The 15,224-nt window shown below is 42.9% G+C and carries 14 protein-coding genes and 2 rRNA genes (1 of these 16 running past the window's edge); 12 read left to right on the top strand and 4 right to left on the bottom strand.

The features are described from left to right. Positions 1–510: ribosomal RNA gene (locus L5B76_RS04705) — 23S ribosomal RNA — on the top strand (it extends 2,483 nt beyond the left edge of the window). 134 nt (positions 511–644) lie between these two features. Continuing rightward, positions 645–760 (top strand): 5S ribosomal RNA (gene rrf, locus L5B76_RS04700). A 615-nt stretch (positions 761–1,375) separates the two neighbouring features. On the opposite strand, the gene suhB is transcribed toward rrf, so the two are convergent. After that, positions 1,376–2,179: an inositol-1-monophosphatase gene (gene suhB, locus L5B76_RS04695; protein ID WP_265754448.1), complete on the bottom strand. Its 804-nt coding sequence runs from the start codon at positions 2,177–2,179 to the stop codon at positions 1,376–1,378. A gap of 172 nt (positions 2,180–2,351) precedes the next feature. Between suhB and trmJ the strand changes: the two genes are divergently transcribed. From trmJ to gshAB, 9 genes are all read left to right on the top strand, one after another. Then, positions 2,352–3,086, top strand: a complete 735-nt coding sequence (gene trmJ, locus L5B76_RS04690; RefSeq protein WP_265754447.1) for a tRNA (cytosine(32)/uridine(32)-2'-O)-methyltransferase TrmJ — start codon at positions 2,352–2,354, stop codon at positions 3,084–3,086. Positions 3,087–3,144: 58 nt separating this feature from the next. Continuing rightward, the gene (gene iscR / locus L5B76_RS04685; RefSeq protein WP_103853939.1) at positions 3,145–3,615 is read left to right on the top strand and encodes a Fe-S cluster assembly transcriptional regulator IscR; all 471 of its coding nucleotides are present in this window, start codon (positions 3,145–3,147) and stop codon (positions 3,613–3,615) included. A gap of 120 nt (positions 3,616–3,735) precedes the next feature. Then, positions 3,736–4,950 (top strand): IscS subfamily cysteine desulfurase, encoded by a 1,215-nt coding sequence (locus L5B76_RS04680; protein ID WP_035686199.1) that lies wholly within the window; start codon positions 3,736–3,738, stop codon positions 4,948–4,950. A gap of 21 nt (positions 4,951–4,971) precedes the next feature. After that, the gene (iscU, locus tag L5B76_RS04675) at positions 4,972–5,355 is read left to right on the top strand and encodes a Fe-S cluster assembly scaffold IscU (protein WP_035686196.1); all 384 of its coding nucleotides are present in this window, start codon (positions 4,972–4,974) and stop codon (positions 5,353–5,355) included. A 62-nt stretch (positions 5,356–5,417) separates the two neighbouring features. After that, on the top strand, positions 5,418–5,741 hold the full coding sequence (gene iscA / locus L5B76_RS04670) for an iron-sulfur cluster assembly protein IscA (protein ID WP_035686194.1): 324 nt from the start codon (positions 5,418–5,420) through the stop codon (positions 5,739–5,741). Positions 5,742–5,752: 11 nt separating this feature from the next. Further along, on the top strand, positions 5,753–6,271 hold the full coding sequence (gene hscB / locus L5B76_RS04665; RefSeq protein WP_265754444.1) for a Fe-S protein assembly co-chaperone HscB: 519 nt from the start codon (positions 5,753–5,755) through the stop codon (positions 6,269–6,271). A gap of 11 nt (positions 6,272–6,282) precedes the next feature. Then, the gene (gene hscA, locus L5B76_RS04660; protein ID WP_265754443.1) at positions 6,283–8,148 is read left to right on the top strand and encodes a Fe-S protein assembly chaperone HscA; all 1,866 of its coding nucleotides are present in this window, start codon (positions 6,283–6,285) and stop codon (positions 8,146–8,148) included. 5 nt (positions 8,149–8,153) lie between these two features. Then, positions 8,154–8,492: an ISC system 2Fe-2S type ferredoxin gene (gene fdx / locus L5B76_RS04655; protein ID WP_017805156.1), complete on the top strand. Its 339-nt coding sequence runs from the start codon at positions 8,154–8,156 to the stop codon at positions 8,490–8,492. 196 nt (positions 8,493–8,688) lie between these two features. Further along, on the top strand, positions 8,689–10,965 hold the full coding sequence (gene gshAB / locus L5B76_RS04650) for a bifunctional glutamate--cysteine ligase GshA/glutathione synthetase GshB (RefSeq protein WP_265754442.1): 2,277 nt from the start codon (positions 8,689–8,691) through the stop codon (positions 10,963–10,965). A 61-nt stretch (positions 10,966–11,026) separates the two neighbouring features. Here the strand turns inward: gshAB and aroA are convergent, their stop codons facing one another. The 3 genes from aroA to serC form a co-directional block, all read right to left on the bottom strand. Then, positions 11,027–12,319 (bottom strand): 3-phosphoshikimate 1-carboxyvinyltransferase, encoded by a 1,293-nt coding sequence (aroA, locus tag L5B76_RS04645; protein WP_265754441.1) that lies wholly within the window; start codon positions 12,317–12,319, stop codon positions 11,027–11,029. Positions 12,320–12,326: 7 nt separating this feature from the next. Continuing rightward, on the bottom strand, positions 12,327–13,427 hold the full coding sequence (hisC, locus tag L5B76_RS04640) for a histidinol-phosphate transaminase (protein ID WP_265754440.1): 1,101 nt from the start codon (positions 13,425–13,427) through the stop codon (positions 12,327–12,329). Between the two features lie 84 nt (positions 13,428–13,511). Further along, the gene (serC, locus tag L5B76_RS04635) at positions 13,512–14,594 is read right to left on the bottom strand and encodes a 3-phosphoserine/phosphohydroxythreonine transaminase (protein WP_265754439.1); all 1,083 of its coding nucleotides are present in this window, start codon (positions 14,592–14,594) and stop codon (positions 13,512–13,514) included. Between the two features lie 221 nt (positions 14,595–14,815). Between serC and L5B76_RS04630 the strand changes: the two genes are divergently transcribed. Next, the gene (locus L5B76_RS04630) at positions 14,816–15,154 is read left to right on the top strand and encodes a DUF496 family protein (protein WP_103853283.1); all 339 of its coding nucleotides are present in this window, start codon (positions 14,816–14,818) and stop codon (positions 15,152–15,154) included. Positions 15,155–15,224: the final 70 nt, after the last annotated feature.

Here is a 15,224-nt window from a genome sequence, read left to right as displayed (position 1 = left end):
GATCCGGTGGTTCTGAATGGAAGGGCCATCGCTCAACGGATAAAAGGTACTCCGGGGATAACAGGCTGATACCGCCCAAGAGTTCATATCGACGGCGGTGTTTGGCACCTCGATGTCGGCTCATCACATCCTGGGGCTGAAGTAGGTCCCAAGGGTATGGCTGTTCGCCATTTAAAGTGGTACGCGAGCTGGGTTTAGAACGTCGTGAGACAGTTCGGTCCCTATCTGCCGTGGGCGTTGGAGAATTGAGAGGGGCTGCTCCTAGTACGAGAGGACCGGAGTGGACGCATCACTGGTGTACCAGTTGTCTCGCCAGAGGCACTGCTGGGTAGCTAAATGCGGAAGAGATAAGTGCTGAAAGCATCTAAGCACGAAACTTGCCTTGAGATGAGTTCTCCCAGTCTATAAGACTGTAAGGGTTGTTTGAGACTAAGACGTAGATAGGCTGGGTGTGTAAGCGATGTGAGTCGTTGAGCTAACCAGTACTAATTGCCCGAGAGGCTTAACTATACAACGCTCAAGGGTTTTGGCTTGTTTTTGATTGGAAAGAAAGAGTAAGAATAAAGACACTTAGTCGGATAATGGCATAGAAATAAGAGAAGTTATCGACTAAGAGAAAAGATATAAAGAATCTAAAGAATTATCTTGGCGGCGCTAGTGCAGTGGACCCACCTAAATCCATGCCGAACTTAGAAGTGAAACGCTGTAACGCCGATGGTAGTGTGGGAAATTCCCATGTGAGAGTAGGACACCGCCAGGTTTTGAATGAGAGAAGAACGCCATTGAGGGAACTCGGTGGCGTTTTTTTATTTTGTTATTGATTATTTATCGTATTAATAAAGTATTTATAAATTGATATTGAACTGATTCTATATATTAAATGGCTCCCTATTCCTATTCACTTATTTTGGTAACCAATCAAAATCACTCACTAAAATTTTATCAGTCCAGAATAGACTAAATCTGTCCATAGCATATAACCGTCAAAAATCAGATAAAAAACCACCGCACTTTTTATTCCCATACCAGAAATTGAAGCGAGAAATACGGTTAGGAAGAATTTTAAAGTGCGGTGAAAATTTTTGAATTTTTAGCATTTGGTGACAAAAGGCTGGCGTTATTATCTAGGCAATGATTTTATTCATAACTTTCTTTAAGAGCATAATAATCAACACTTGTGATAAAAGTTGAATGTGTTATATTTGACCTAGCCACTAGAAAAGCGATGAATCTCGACGATCGCGGACGAACGGTTGAAAGAGTACCGGGGATTGTGTGTAGGTGATTTCGAGCCCTGCCTAGTGGCTACTTTCAAGTGAAATAAAAACACCCCACAAAGTGAGGTGTTTAAAGAAGTAATACTAACCTAGTTTATTTAAGCAGGCTTTAAGCAAGGCTGAATTTGGTTTAAGATTTCTTTAACTAAACGCGCAGGGGCGGCGACCACGTTGCCTGAAGTTAAATAGCTATGTCCGCCTTCAAAATCGGTAACTAAACAACCTGCTTCGCGGGCGATAAGATCACCTGCTGCAATGTCCCAAGCCTTCACGCCCATTTCAAAATAGCCATCGACACGGTTAGCTGCCACATAGCACATATCTAACGCTGCTGAGCCAGTACGGCGGAAGTCAGCCACTTTGCCCTCATTAACAAGATAGCTCATCATTGCAAATTGCGTTGGCATTGCCGACATTTTTTTGAATGGGAAACCGGTAGCTAAGATTGCGCCTTGCAATTCACGTTTGGTGTTTTCTGCACGCAGACGCAGTTCGTTGATTTTTGCGCCTTGTCCACGCACAGCAGTGAAGAGTTCATTACGGATAGGATCATAAACCACGCCAACTTCGGTTCTGCCTTTCACGCGAACCGCGATAGAAACCGAAAAATGCGGTAATCCCTTGATGAAATTTGTCGTACCATCTAGTGGATCAATAACCCATTGCACATCGCTTTCCTTGCCTTCTAACGCGCCACTTTCTTCGGTAATAATGGTATGGTCAGGATAGGCTTTTTGGATCACATCAATAATAGCTGCTTCAGACGCTTTATCAATATTGGTAACAAAATCATTCGCGCTTTTTGCCACCGCTTGAATATCATCACGGCGTTCATAACCTTTAGCAATAATATTGCCCGCTTTTCGTGCCGCACGAATAGCGATATTTAACATTGGATTCATATTTCCACCAGATTTTAAAGAACATCATTTAAGGGCAAGAATTATAGTGATTTTTTAAGCAAAAAGCGAGAAAAACCCTGTTGGGCGTGAAAAATTTTCCTATTTCTGACCGCACTTTGTGGGTATTGTGCTAGAATACCCACAATTTGTAGTCAGATAATGCAGAATCAAAATGTTAGAAAATATTCGCATTGTGCTTGTAGAAACCTCTCATAGCGGCAATATTGGATCAGCGGCACGCGCAATGAAAACAATGGGATTAAGCCAGCTTTATCTCGTTGCGCCAAAACAAGGTGTTGATGAGCAAGCCATTGCATTAGCGGCGGGGGCTGATGATGTGGTGAGAAACGCGGTTATCGTGCCAACCTTTGATCAAGCCGTGGCGGATTGTGAGTTTGTTATTGGCACAAGCGCTCGCCTGCGTCATTTGCAAAGCACCTTACTTGAACCCCGAGCTTGTGCGGAAAAAGCAGTCGCCTTTGCAAAACAGCATAAAGTCGCTATCGTGTTCGGGCGCGAACGTATTGGACTAACCAATGAAGAATTGCTGAAATGTCGTTATCATTTAACCATTCCTGCCAATCCTGATTATTCTTCGCTGAATTTAGCAATGGCAGTGCAATTAATATGCTATGAATTGCGAATGGCGTGGTTGGAAGAAAATAAAAAAGATGTGGATTTATCACTTTCATCAATAGAAAGCACCTATCCAACGGCACAGGAATTAGAATACTTTTTTGCCCATACGGAACGTCTTTATCAACAGCTAGGTTTCATTCAAAATCAAGGTGTTATGCAAAAATTAAGACGTTTATATCTGCGCGCTGAAGTGGAAAAAAATGAATTAAATATCCTACGCGGAATGTTAAGTGCGGTGGAAAAAAGCGGAAATTTCAATAGGGAATAGTTGACTAATTTAGAAGGTTATGTAAGATAACCGCCTAATTGCTAGAAGGAAGTAGAAGATGAAATTAACGTCAAAAGGTCGTTATGCTGTAACTGCGATTTTAGATATTGCATTAAATACTGAAAATGGCCCTGTTAGCTTGGCTGATATTTCAGAAAGACAGCATATTTCCCTTTCTTATTTAGAACAATTATTCGCAAAATTACGCCGCCACGGTTTGGTGAAAAGTGTACGTGGCCCTGGTGGGGGGTATCAGCTTGGGCAGCCAAGCGATAAAATTTCCATTGGAATGATCATCGCTGCGGTGAATGAAAATATCACCGTAACCCGTTGCTTAGGACAAGGGGATTGCAAAGGCGGGCAGCAATGTTTAACCCATTCATTATGGGACGAACTCAGCCAGCGAATTGAAAATTTTTTAAATGAAATTACTTTGGCGGAACTGGTGGAAAAACATCATCAGGAAAAGCCTCAGCACCGTCATCATAAAGATTTTGACAATTTGGTGATGCTAAACGAAAGCGCTTAGTTTTTTTATCATCAAAATCTTTTGCCTTAAAAATAAAGCTCTTAGCTTTAATAAAGTGAAGCCCTTAGCTTTAATAAATAAAGTGCGGTGCAAAATAATAGATTTTTTTAGGAGTGTAGAATGAAATTACCTATTTATTTAGATTATGCGGCAACTTGCCCTGTGGACGAACGTGTTGCCAAAAAAATGATGGAGTTTTTAACCATCGAAGGCACGTTCGGGAACCCTGCGTCCCGTTCTCATAAATTCGGCTGGCAAGCAGAAGAAGCCGTTGATGTGGCGCGTAATCACATTGCCGATTTAATCGGTGCGGATAGCCGTGAAATCGTGTTTACGTCAGGCGCAACAGAAGCTGACAACCTTGCAATTAAAGGTGCTGCGCATTTTTATCAAAGCAAAGGCAAACACATTATCACCTGCAAAACAGAACACAAAGCGGTGCTAGATACTTGCCGTCAATTAGAACGTGAAGGCTTTGAAGTTACCTACTTAACACCAAAATCAGACGGTTTAATCGACTTAGAAGAATTAAAAAATGCAATGCGTGATGACACCATTTTAGTGTCTATTATGCACGTTAATAACGAAATTGGTGTGATCCAAGATATTAAAGCCATTGGCGATCTTTGCCGTGAGCGCAAAATTATTTTCCACACTGATGCAACACAAAGTGTGGGTAAATTGCCGATTAATTTGGCGGAATTGAACGTGGACTTAATGTCGATGTCAAGCCACAAACTTTACGGGCCAAAAGGGATTGGTGCGTTATACGTACGCCGTAAACCGCGCGTTCGTTTAGAAGCGATCATTCACGGTGGCGGCCACGAACGTGGTATGCGTTCAGGTACATTGCCTGTTCACCAAATCGTGGGTATGGGCGAAGCTTATCGCATTTGTAAAGAAGAAATGGCAACCGAAATGCCACGCTTAAAAGCATTGCGTGATCGTTTGTACAACGGCTTAAAAGACATCGAAGAAACCTATGTGAATGGTTCAATGGAACATCGTGTGGACAACAACCTAAACATCAGCTTCAACTATGTGGAAGGTGAAAGTTTAATGATGGCATTGCGTGATATTGCCGTTTCATCAGGCTCAGCTTGTACTTCAGCCAGCCTTGAGCCGTCTTATGTATTGCGTGCTTTAGGATTAAACGATGAACTTGCACACAGCTCAATCCGCTTTACTGTGGGACGTTACACCACCGAAGAAGAAATTGACTACACCATCAATCTGGTGAAAGGTGCGGTGGAAAAATTAAGAGAATTATCCCCATTATGGGATATGTTCAAAGAAGGCATTGATCTTAACTCAATTGAGTGGACTCACCATTAATTTAGCAAAAGGAACAGAAAAATGGCATATAGCGACAAAGTAATCGATCATTATGAGAACCCGCGTAACGTAGGTTCATTCGACAAAAAAGATCCAACCGTGGGAAGCGGAATGGTGGGTGCGCCTGCTTGTGGCGATGTAATGCAGTTACAAATCAAAGTAAATGATGATGGCATTATTGAAGATGCAAAATTCAAAACATACGGCTGCGGTTCAGCCATTGCTTCAAGCTCATTGATCACTGAATGGGTGAAAGGCAAATCCCTTGATGAAGCCCAAGCCATCAAAAATAGCCAAATTGCGGAAGAATTAGAACTTCCACCAGTAAAAGTGCATTGCTCTATTTTGGCAGAAGATGCCATTAAAGCAGCTATCGCTGATTACAAAGCAAAACGCGGCGAATAATTTAAGCAAATAAAAGTGCGGTGAAATTTAACCGCACTTTTCATCATTTTGTGGAGAACCTTATGAGCGTAACATTAACCGAAAGTGCAGCAAATCGCGTCAAAACCTTCCTTGCTAACCGTGGCAAAGGCATTGGGTTACGCTTAGGCATTAAAACCTCAGGCTGTTCAGGCTTGGCTTATGTGCTTGAATTTGTGGATACCTTAAACGAAGACGATCAAGTCTTTGAAGATCACGGTGTGAAAGTGATCGTGGATACCAAAAGCTTGGTGTATCTCAACGGCACCCAACTTGATTTTGTCAAAGAAGGCTTAAACGAAGGGTTCAAATTCACCAATCCTAACGTGAAAGATGAATGTGGCTGCGGCGAAAGTTTTAACGTTTAATAGGAACACCAATGAGCAATCCTTTTGCATTGTTTGATTTGCCAGTGGCATTTTCACTTGATCTTGATCTCTTGAATAACCGTTATTTGGCATTGCAAAAATCCCTGCATCCCGATAATTTTGCACATCGTTCAACGCAAGAACAGCGTTTAGCAATGCAAAAATCGGCAGAAGTGAATGATGCCTTGCAAATATTAAAAGATCCCATTGCCCGTGCGGATAGCATTATCGCCTTGCATTTAGGCAACCAAAATGTGGAAGAAAAAACCAGCCAAGATATGGCATTTTTAATGCAACAAATGCAATGGCGCGAAGCGCTCGAAGAAATTGAACAGCAGAAAGACAGCGATGCGCTAATGCAGTTTTCTGATCAAATCAGCGCACAACGGCAGGAAATTTTAAGCCAATTAAACACCGCACTTTCTGCGCAAGATTGGGCAACGGCACAAATGCTGACGGATCGTTTACGTTTCATCAAAAAACTGTTACTTGAAGTTGAACGCATTGAAGACAACTTAATGGATTTTTAAAGAGAATAACAATGGCTTTATTACAAATTGCGGAACCAGGACAAACCAGCGCGCCGCACCAACACAAATTAGCGGTGGGCATTGATCTTGGCACAACCAATTCCCTTGTTGCCATCGTGCGCAGTGGAATGGCAGAAATTTTATTGGACGAAAAAGAGCGTGCATTAACGCCTTCAATTGTTAATTTTTCTGCCAACCAGCCCGTGCTTGTGGGGTATGAAGCCGGGGAATTAGCCAGTCTTGATCCGCAAAATACCATTATTTCTGTTAAGCGTTTAATCGGCCGTTCATTGGCGGACGTGCAACATCGCTACCCGAATTTGCCTTACCGTTTTCAGCAAAGTGAAAATGGATTGCCTTTATTTGAAACCGCGCAAGGTGTGCGTAGCCCGATTGAAGTTTCAAGCGAAATTCTGAAAAAATTGACCGCACTTGCAGAAAAACGCCTAGGTGGCGAATTGCAAGGGGCGGTGATCACCGTGCCAGCCTATTTTGATGACGCACAACGCCAAAGTACCAAAGATGCCGCGAAATTGGCAGGGTTAAACGTATTACGTTTACTTAACGAACCCACTGCTGCCGCTATTGCCTACGGCTTAGACAGCGGCCAAGAAGGCGTTATTGCGGTTTACGATCTAGGCGGCGGCACCTTTGATATTTCCATTTTGCGTTTATCCAAAGGCGTGTTTGAAGTGCTGGCTACGGGTGGTGATACCGCATTGGGCGGTGATGATTTCGATCATCTCATCGCCGATTGGATCGTGGAACAATCTGGCATTGCACCGCAAAATGATCAACAAACCCGTGAGCTTTGGAACTTAGCGAAACAGCTGAAAACCGCGTTGTCTGACGCACAAAGTAGCCGCGTTGAATATCAAAATTGGCAAGGTGAGCTTAGTCGCGAAACTTTTAATCAGCTTATTGAGCCGTTGCTGAAACGTTCATTAATGGCTTGTCGCCGTGCATTAAAAGATGCAGGCATCAGCCCGCAAGATGTGCGTGAAGTGGTGATGGTGGGCGGTTCAACCCGTGTGCCATTTGTGCGTGAAAAAGTGGGCGAGTTTTTCCAACGTGAGCCATTAACTTCTATCGATCCTGATAAAGTTGTAGCGCTTGGTGCGGCTATTCAAGCGGATATTTTGGTGGGTAACAAACCAGATAGCGAAATGTTGCTATTGGACGTGATTCCGCTTTCCTTAGGGATTGAAACAATGGGCGGTTTAGTGGAAAAAATCATTCCACGCAACACCACCATTCCTGTGGCAAGAGCGCAAGAGTTCACCACCTTTAAAGACGGCCAAACCGCAATGAGCGTGCATATTGTGCAAGGTGAGCGTGAAATGGTTGCAGATTGCCGATCCCTAGCGCGTTTTACCTTGCGTGGTATTCCGCCAATGGCAGCAGGGGCTGCGCATATTCGTGTTACCTATCAAGTGGACGCAGACGGTCTTCTGAGCGTAACCGCAATGGAAAAATCCACTGGCGTGCAATCTTCCATTCAGGTGAAACCCTCTTACGGGCTAACTGATGAAGAAATTGCCGCAATGTTGAAAGCCTCAATGGAAAACGCCAAAGAAGACATTCAAGCACGTTTATTAGCGGAACAGCGCGTGGAAGCAACCCGTGTGATTGAAAGCGTGCATTCTGCCTTGCAACAGGACGAAAGTCTGCTGAATGATGAAGAATTAAGTGCGGTGAAAAATGCGTTAATTTCGCTGCAAGAATTAGTACAACAAGAAGATAGCCTTGCCATTAAGCAAGGCATTAAAGCCTTGGATCGTGCCACGCAAGAATTTGCCGCACGCCGTATGGATAAATCAATTAGAACGGCACTTTCAGGGCATTCTATTGATGAAATTGAGAATTTTAAGGAATAGTGATTATGGCTAAAGTGATTTTTTTACCTCACGAAACCCTTTGTCCGGAAGGAATGGTGGTGGACGCTGCCGAAGGGGATAATTTATTAGATGTGGCATTAGATGCAGGCATTGAAATTGAACACGCTTGCGATAAATCTTGCGCTTGCACCACTTGCCACGTGATTATTCGCGAAGGCTTTGATAGTTTAAATGAAAGCAGCGAAGCGGAAGACGATATGCTAGATAAGGCTTGGGGCTTAGAAGTAGATAGCCGTTTAAGCTGCCAATGCCAAATTGGTAATGAAGATCTTGTGGTGGAAATTCCAAAATACAGCTTAAACCACGCAAGAGAAGAGCATTAAGCGAGAACAAAAGCAAAAACTGATTAAGGTTTTCTAACTGGGGCGGAGTAAAATCCGCCTATCTATTTTATGGCGAAATATGCGATGCTTGTTTAAGATCAAATCGCTATAACTCATAAAGATTTAGTTTTTGCCTTTTTAGTAATGAGCTTAGATAATAGTCAGCATTGTCCTGACCTTGAATAGAAGGAAAAATATGAAAATCCAACAAACCATTAAACAAAACCATCTTGGGCTGTTATTCCAACAAGGCTCATTTGGGATTGAAAAAGAGAGCCAGCGTGTACACGCAGACGGTTCTATCGTAACCACAGAACACCCTAAGGTTTTTGGCAATCGATCGTATCACCCTTATATTCAAACGGATTTTGCTGAAAGCCAAGTGGAAATGATCACCCCACCACAGCATAAATTGGAAGATAGCCTGCGTTGGCTTTCTGCCATTCATCAAGTGGTGCTGCGTTCTATTCCAGAAGATGAATATTTGTTCCCACTCAGTATGCCAGCAGGCTTGCCGCCAGAAGATCAAATTCAAGTGGCACAATTAGACAATGCCGAAGATGTGGCTTACCGCGAGCATTTAGTGAAATCTTATGGCAAAAATAAGCAAATGGTGAGTGGGATTCATTACAACTTCCAGCTTGATCCTGAACTAGTACAAACCCTTTTCAAAGCGCAGTCAAAATATCAAAGTGCGGTGCAATTTCAGAACGATTTATATCTCAAAATGGCGAAAAATTTTCTTCGCTATCAGTGGGTTCTGCTCTATCTACTGGCTGCCACGCCAACGGTGCAAGACAATTATTTCAAACAAGGTAGCCCATTAAAAGCAGGGCAATATGTACGCAGTCTGCGCTCAAGCCAATATGGCTATGTGAATGATCCTGAAATTAAAGTGTCTTTTGATAGCATTGAAAGCTATGTGGAAAGCCTTGAGCATTGGGTGAAAACAGGCAAGCTCATTGCCGAAAAAGAATTTTATTCTAATGTGCGTTTGCGCGGTGCGAAAAAAGCCCGCGAATTGCTTAACAACGGCATTCAATATTTAGAATTTAGATTGTTCGATCTCAACCCATTTGAACAATACGGTATTTCCCTTGCTGATGCGAAATTTATCCATTATTTCGTCTTATTAATGATTTGGCTTGATGAAACCGTGGATCAAAATGGCGTGGAATTAGGCAAGGCAAGATTGGCTGAAGTAGCGCTAGAAAATCCCCTTTCACCAACCCAATATGCCGCTGAAGGTGAACAATTATTAAATCAATTATTAGCAATGTTGCAAGAAATTCACGCACCGCAAGAAATCAGTGAAATCGTGCAACAAAAATTACAACAGTTTGCCGATCCGGCTTTAACCCTTGGCGGACGTTTAGTGCAAGCCATTGAAAAAGCTGGTGATTACCAAAAACTTGGGGCAGCCCTTGCGCAACAATATAAAGCCAATGCCTTTGAGCGTTTTTATGCCTTAACCGCATTTGATAATATGGAATTATCCACCCAAGCGTTATTGTTTGATTTGATCCAAAAAGGCATTAAAACAGAAATTTTGGACGAGCAGGATCAGTTCCTTTGCTTGCAAGTAGGCGATCATATTGAATATGTGAAAAACGGCAATATGACCTCAAAAGACAGCTACATTTCACCATTAATTATGGAAAACAAAGTGGTCACCAAAAAAGTGTTGCATAAAGCAGGCTTTAACGTGCCACAGAGTTTGGAATTTACCTCCGCCGAACAAGCCATTGCGAATTATGGCTTATTTGAAGGGCGCGCCGTGGTAATTAAGCCAAAATCCACCAATTATGGTTTAGGCATCACCATTTTCCAACAAGGTGTTAGCAACCGTGAAGATTTTGCGAAAGCCATTGAAATCGCTTTCCGTGAGGATAAAGAAGTAATGGTGGAGGATTATTTAACTGGCACAGAATATCGTTTCTTCGTGCTAGGTGATGAAACCCTTGCCGTGCTATTACGCGTGCCAGCGAATGTGGTGGGTGATGGCAAACACAGCGTTGCAGAATTAGTGGCGGCGAAAAACGATCACCCATTGCGTGGCGATGGCAGTCGTACACCGTTGAAAAAAATTGCCCTTGGCGATATTGAAAAACTGCAACTCAAAGAGCAAGGCTTAACGGTGGATAGTATTCCTGAAGTGGGGCGCATTGTGCAGTTACGCGCAAATTCAAATATCAGCACAGGCGGTGATAGCATTGATATGACCGATGAAATGCACCCAAGCTATAAAGCGCTCGCCGTTGGCATCACCAAGGCAATGGGCGCGGCAGTTTGTGGCGTGGATCTGATTATTCCTGATCTCCACAAGCCCGCTGAGCCAAGCTTGCAATCTTGGGGCGTAATTGAAGCCAATTTTAATCCAATGATGATGATGCACATTTTCCCTTACTCAGGAAAATCACGCCGCCTCACATTGGACGTGATTAAAATGTTATTTCCAGAATTAGCGTTATAATAATCGCTTATTTAAAAGCCCCAAGTAAAAACTTGGGGCTATTTTTTATAGTCAGTCAATGTTATTTGGCGATTTTAGCAAATTCCTCAAAGAATGTTGGGAAAGTTTTCGCGGTGCATTTGGGATCGAGAATGGTAACAGGGGTGTTGGAAAGTGCCACAAGGGCGAAGCACATGGCCATTCGGTGATCGTTGTAGGTGGCGATTTCTGCGGTTTTGAACGCGGATAAGTCGAGAGGCTGAATGCGGATATAATCTTCGCCCTCTTCCACTTCTGCCCCCACTTTTCGTAGTTCCGTTGCCATTGCGCTAAGGCGGTCGGTTTCTTTTACACGCCAGTTATAAATATTGCGGATCACGGTTTCGCCATCGGCAAAAAGCGCAGTAGTGGCAATCGTCATTGCGGCATCAGGAATATGGTTCATATCCATATCAATGCCTTTGAGATTGCCTTTTTCCGCTTGAATGAAATCTTCTCCCCAAGTGATTTTTGCGCCCATTTTTTCTAGTACATCGGCAAATAAACGATCCCCTTGAATGGAATTTTTGCCGATACCGGTAACTTTCACTTTTCCTTTAATTGCGCCTGCAGCAAGGAAATAAGAGGCGGAAGAGGCATCGCCCTCCACTAAATAGCGTTTTGGAGAGATGTAACTTTGGTTGCCTTGTACAAAGAACGTGCGGTAGCCATCATTACGCACGGTAACGCCGAAATCTTTCATCATTGCAAGGGTGATGTCAATGTAAGGTTTGGAAACCAGATCGCCGATGATTTCAATTTCCATATCCCCTTCTGCAAGCGGTGCAGCCATTAAAAGTGCGGTCAAAAATTGCGAAGAAATTGAGCCATCAATTTGCACTTTTCCGCCTTTTAAACCGCTATTTTGAATGGCAATGGGCGGGTAGCCCTCATTTTCTAAATAGCTAATATTCGCGCCAACTTGACGTAATGCGTCCACCAAATGCTTAATTGGACGCTCTTTCATTCTTGGTTCACCCGTCAGCACCACTTCCGCAGGCTGTTCGCCTTTTAAGCATAATGCGGCGCTCAAAGGACGCATTGCCGTGCCAGCATTGCCTAAATAAAGGGATAAGCCGCTTTGCCATTGGAATGCACCGCCAACGCCTTCGATTTCGCAGACCGATTTATCTTCAGAAAGTTGATATTTCACACCAAGGGCTTGCAGGGCGTTGAGCATATGACGAATATCATCGCTATCGAGCAAATTTCGCACCTGCGTTGTGCCTTTGGCGAGCGCGGCCAATAACAAGGCGCGGTTGGATAAACTTTTTGAACCGGGGAGATTAATTTCCCCTTCCACAAACGAAATAGGTTGTAGCGTTAATTTTTCCATATTCCCTTTAGCCCTTATTTAATACATTCAAAAGTGCGGTGAAAAATTTGTCATTTTCTTCTGGCAGACCAATGCTCACGCGTAAATGATTTGGCATTCCATAACCTGCGATGGGACGCACAATCACGCCCTCGCACAATAATTGTTCATAAATAGGCTGCGCTGGGCGTTTAAAATCAATGGTGATGAAATTGCCTTTGGAAGGAATATATTCCAGCTGATGTTGCTGGCAAAATTGTTCATAGCGTTGCATTTCAGTGCGGTTGTTTTCTGCCACTTTTTCGACGAAATCATCATCTTTCAGCACCGCCGCAGCCGCGGAAAGTGCCAGTACGTTACAGTTAAACGGCTGACGTACACGGTTTAATAAATCCGCAATTTCAGGGTTAGACACCGCATAGCCAATGCGTAATCCTGCCAATCCGTAAGCTTTTGAAAGAGAACGAGAAATAATTAGATTTGGATATTTTTTCGCAAGGGCAAAGGAATCAATGCGTTCTTCGGGACGAGTAAATTCTGTATAGGCTTCATCAAGCACCACAATGATATGGGCTGGTACTTGCGCTAAAAATTGTTCAATTTCTTGTTGGGAAAGGAAATTTCCCGTTGGATTATTCGGGTTCGCGATGAAAATGAGCTTGGTTTTGTCATTGATCGCTTGCAAAAAGCCGTCTAAATCGTGTCCCCAGTTTTTGGCTGGAATTTCTCTTGCTACTGCATTAATGGCTTTCGTGACCAAGGGATAGACAATAAAGGCATATTGCGAATAAATAATTTCATCTTTTTCGCTGGCAAAGGTGTGAGCGAATAATTCCAACAAATCGTTCGAGCCATTGCCAAGGGTGATTTGTTCAGGCTTCACGCCAAATTTTTCGGCGATTATGGCTTTTAATTCAAAACCATTTGCATCTGGATAACGTGTAAGGTGCGGCAGCTGGGCTTGAATGGCGTCAATCGCACTTTGTGGAAAGCCAAAAGGGTTTTCGTTAGAGGCTAATTTCACAATATTTTGCACGCCAAGTTCACGTTCTAATTCTTCAATGGGCTTGCCTGCTTGATAAGGGGAGAGAGATTTCACCCCCTCATTTGCAACATCAATAAATTGCATTTTTGTTCCTTGTTTTACTTGTTGATACAGCGAATAATAAAGGCTTGCCTAGATAATCAACAAACCTTTGATAATAAAATAAAATTAACGATTTTCGGCAGCAAATTTTTCCATAAACGCAATTAAGGCTTTTACCCCTTCGATCGGCATTGCGTTATAAGTGGAGGCGCGCATTCCGCCAATCACTTTATGGCCTTTTAAGGCTTGCAAACCCGCTTCTGCGGCTTCGCTAACAAACTTCATATTCAGTTCATCATTGCCTGTGCTAAAGGTAACGTTCATTAAAGAGCGGTTGTTTTTTGCCACAGAATTATGATAGAAATCGCTTTGATCTAAATAATCATAAAGCAGCTGTGCTTTTTCTTGATTGCGTTTTTCCGCCGCTTTTACGCCACCGCGTTCGAGCAAATATTTGAACACCAAAGAACACAAATACCACGCAAAAGTTGGTGGCGTGTTGATCATCGAATCGCTATTGGCTTGCACTTCATAATTCCAAATAGATGGCGTGGCTTTGCGTGCTTTGCCGATTAAATCTTCACGCACGATCACAATGGTGATGCCTGCTGGGCCAAGATTTTTCTGTGCGCCCGCATAAATAATGCCAAACTGGTTAATATCCACTTCGCGCGAAAGAATATTGGAAGACATATCCGCCACTAATACTGCATTGCCCACCTTTGGCACATCAAAAATTTCCACACCACTAATGGTTTCATTCGGGCAATAATGCACATAATCATACTGATCGGCAATATCGCTGAAATCAAGGCGATCCACTTTTAATTCGGCACCTTCGGATAAAATATTGATCTCATCGACTTCACAGAATAAACGGGCTTCTTTGGCTGCTGTCGCCGACCAATGACCACTGGTTAAATATAACGCCTTGCCTTTTTCACCAATTAAATTCATCGGCACAGCGGCAAATTGTCCGCGCGCACCACCTTGTAAAAAGAGAATTTTGTAATTATCAGGAATATGATAAAGCGTGCGGAAATCTTTTTCTGCTTGGGTAATCAGTTCCATAAACAGCTTACCGCGGTGGCTCACTTCCATAACTGAAGTGTGCTGACCTTGCCAGTTTAATAATTCCGCTTGCGCTTGTTCTAACACTTCGCGCGGCATCATCGCAGGGCCTGCGCTAAAATTAAATACCTGTGTCATTTTTCGTTCCTAATTATGATGGTTGTGTAAAAAGAATTTGTTAGTTTTATCACCTCAAGGGAGGCGGATCAACCGCTTTTATTTAATTCAGAAAAATTTTTGATTTTCCCCACAAAAAATGGCGGAATACTTTGACGAAAAAAGCAAAAAAGACTACATTAACCCACGCAATGGCGTTTTCGCCCACTGAATTTATATTAATCCCACTAGAGAGTTAAATTATGGAAACTGTGAATAAACAATCTTTCCAAGATGTCTTGGAGTATGTGCGTATGTATCGTTTAAAAAACAAACTATTGCGTGATATTGATGACAATAACCGCAAAATCCGTGACAACCAAAAACGTGTACTTTTATTAGACAATTTAAACCAATATATTCGCGATGATATGAGCGTGGAAGACATTCGCGTAATTATCGAAAATATGCGTGATGATTATGATACGCGCGTGGACGAATACCGTATCCGCAACGCTGAACTCGCTACCCAACGCCGCGAAATCAGCGCAAAAATGAAAGAGCAGAAAAAAGCACACGCTGAACAACGCGCGAAAAAATAATCTGCACGGAACAAATCACATTAAACAAAAAAGTGGGCGATGATGCCCACTTTGCATAACGGTTTTGCAA

The sequence above is a fragment of the Avibacterium sp. 21-594 genome, assembly GCF_026226815.1.
In the GTDB taxonomy this organism is placed as follows: Bacteria; Pseudomonadota; Gammaproteobacteria; order Enterobacterales; family Pasteurellaceae; genus Avibacterium; species Avibacterium avium.
The sequence above is the reverse complement of the archived record's forward strand: the minus strand, read 5'-3'. Positions and strand labels throughout refer to the sequence as shown.